This is a genomic window from Lysinibacillus sp. NPDC056185 (assembly GCF_047737915.1).
Classification (GTDB): Bacteria; Bacillota; Bacilli; order Bacillales_A; family Planococcaceae; genus Lysinibacillus.
Genome location: NZ_JBLLLQ010000070.1, coordinates 1 through 2,731, shown reverse-complemented (window position 1 = coordinate 2,731; position 2,731 = coordinate 1). Strand labels below are relative to the sequence as shown.

Sequence of the window (2,731 nt, the reverse complement as noted above, 5' to 3'; positions counted from 1 at the left end):
CCTCCGCACTGCGCGGCTGTCTCCTCGCCGGAGCCGACTTCACCCGGCTCCCGCTCGACCGGGACAGCATCGTCGGAGAGCCCGGACACGGGCTGGAGAACGTCATGCGGGCCTTCCAGGTCACCCGTGCCGTACTGCCCGGCATGATGCTGGGCGGACTCGATACCCAGCTGCGCACCGTGCTCTCCTTCACCCTGGAACGCAGGCTGTACGGCCGGCCCGTCGCCGAACTCCCCCACGTCCGCTCGGTCCTCACCGGAGCCTTCGCCGACCTGCTGATCTGTGACAGTCTCGCCACGGTCACCGCCCGCAGCCTGCATCTGCGCCCCGAGCACGGAAGCGTCCTGTCCGCACTGTCCAAGTATCTGGTGGCCGATCTCGTCCAGGACGCGGCCCAGCGCCTCGCGGTGCTGCTCGGCGCCCGTTCGTTCCTGCGCGACGGACCGTTCGCCATCGTCCAGAAGATGCTGCGGGACCTGCCGGTGGCCGCGCTGGCCCACGCGAGCGGAACCGTCTGCCGTGCCTCGGTCGTCCCGCAACTTCCCGCACTGTCCCGACGGGGCTGGCGGCGGCCGGAACCGGCGCCCGCCGAACTGTTCCGCATCGACGGTGAGCTGCCACCCCTCGACCACGGACGGCTGCAGCTCTCCGCCCGCGGCGGCGACCTGCCGACCTCCGTGCTCCGCGAACCACCCAGACCCGGCGAACCCGCCGAACTGGCCGCGCTGTGTGAGGTGTTCACCGACGAACTGCGCCGGATGGCGGAGGTGGAACTGCCACCGGGCGACCGCACCCTGACCGCGGGACCCGACGCCTTCGCCCTGGCCGCCCGGTACGCGGCGGTGCTCGGTGCCGCCGCCTGCGTGGGCGTCTGGCGACACAACCGGGCCGACGGGGACCCGCTCCTCGCCGACCCGGCCTGGGTGATCGCCGCGCTGCGCCGGCTCGCCGCCCGGATCGGCCTGCCGGTGCCGGCCGCCCCCGGCTCCGGCATCGAACCGGCCCTCCTCTTCCTCCTTTTGGAGCGCCGGACGGCGCACCGCAGCTTCGACCTGTACGGCGATCCGCTCGCCGGACAGCCCTACCCGCTTCCCGCCCATCCCGCTCTTCCTGCCGAATCCGCGAACGACGGAGTGAGAACACCGTGACCCTTGCAGCCCGCCCCCACGCTCTGGAAGAGATCCGGGACTGGCTCGTCGGACGAGCCGCCTTCTACCTGGAGCGGCCCGCCGCCGCGATAGACCCGTCCGTGCCCCTCGTGGAGTACGGCCTCGACTCCGTCTACGCGCTGGCCTTCTGCGGTGACATCGAGGACGAGTACGACATCGTCGTCGAGCAGACCCTGGCCTGGGACCACCCCACGTGCGACGCGATGGCGGCCCACCTCCACCGGATCTTCACCGGAGAGCAGCCGTGACCGGTACCCGGCTGCCGCTGACCCAGGGGCAGCAGGCCCTCTGGTATCTGCATCGGATCGCCCCGGACAGCTCGGCCTACCACGTGATGTGCGCGGTCCGGATCGTCGGCGGCCGGCGCATCGGCCCGGCAGTACTCGCCGGCGCCGTCGCGGCGGTCGAGCACCGCCACGACATGCTGCGCTCCACCTTCGACGAGGACGAGACAGGTCCCTACCGGACCGTGCATCCACCCGGCCTGCTGGAGCCCGAGATCCGTTCCACCGGCGAGACGGGCGAACAACTGCGCGCGCTCGTCCGCTCCGCCGGAGCCCGGCCCTTCCGGCTGTGCACCGACAGCGCCTTCCGGGTGGTCCTCCTCGACACCCCCGATGGCCAGGTACTGCTGGTCGCCGCCCACCACCTGGCCACGGACGCGGTGTCCCAGGCCATGCTGCTCCGGGAACTGCTGGACGCCTGCGGCGCTCTCGCCGACGGCGACCCGCTGCCGTGGGACGGTCCCGCCACCGGATTCGAGGTCCGGGTCGCGGCCGAGGAGCGGATGCTCGCCGACCACCAACACACCGATCGTCTCGCTGAGTTCTGGCGTGACACCTGCCGAGACGCGCCCCTGGTCCTCGACCTCCCTGCGGACCTGCCCCGGCCGGCCCTGCCCGGCCACCGCGGCGACACCGTGGCCACGCCGGTCCCGGACCGGTTGGCCGAACGGATCAGAGCCACCGCGGCCGCCGGACGTACCACCCCGTTCGTGGTGCTGGTCGCCGCCTTCCAGGCGCTGCTGCACCGGTACACCGGAGAGCCCGAGTTCATCATCGGCTGCCCGGCGAGCGGCCGCCGTGAACGCGAACTGCGCGAAACCGTCGGCTACTTCGTCAACCCGATGGTGCTGCGCGCCTCGCTCGACGACGACACCACCTTCGACGTGCTGCTGCACCGGACCGCGCAGCGGCTGCGCGACGCCATGCTCCATCAGGAGTACCCCTTCCCGCTGCTCCCCGGCGCGCTCGGCGTGGTCAGGAACGCGGCACGTACACCCGTCTTCCAGACCACGTTCACCATGGTCGCCACCAGCCGCCTCGACCCGGTCATGGACCTGCTGGCCGACCCACGGGGGCAACGCGTCCTTGAGTACGCGGGACTGAGCATCACCGGATACGACCTTCCGCAGCAGGAGGGCCAGTTCGACCTGGCGGTCGAGGTCCTTTCCGGCAGCGGCGGCCTCACCGTGTTGTTCCGGTACAGCACCGATCTGTTCATCAGACCGACGATCGACCGGCTGAGCAGGCACTACCTGCGACTGCTGGACGCCGTCACCA

Annotated in this window: 3 protein-coding genes; all 3 read left to right on the top strand. The window is 71.5% G+C overall.

What is annotated here, in order from left to right; all coding sequences use genetic code 11:
• The coding region (locus tag ACMZ42_RS26860) for an acyl-CoA dehydrogenase family protein (protein ID WP_415733392.1) at positions 1–1,148 on the top strand (1,148 nt) is incomplete at its 5' end.
• A complete protein-coding gene (locus ACMZ42_RS26855; RefSeq protein WP_415733391.1) occupies positions 1,145–1,417 on the top strand; it encodes an acyl carrier protein in 273 nt (90 codons plus the stop codon). The genes ACMZ42_RS26860 and ACMZ42_RS26855, both read left to right, overlap by 4 nt.
• On the top strand, positions 1,414–2,731 hold a 1,318-nt coding region (locus tag ACMZ42_RS26850; protein WP_415733390.1), incomplete at its 3' end, for a condensation domain-containing protein. The genes ACMZ42_RS26855 and ACMZ42_RS26850, both read left to right, overlap by 4 nt.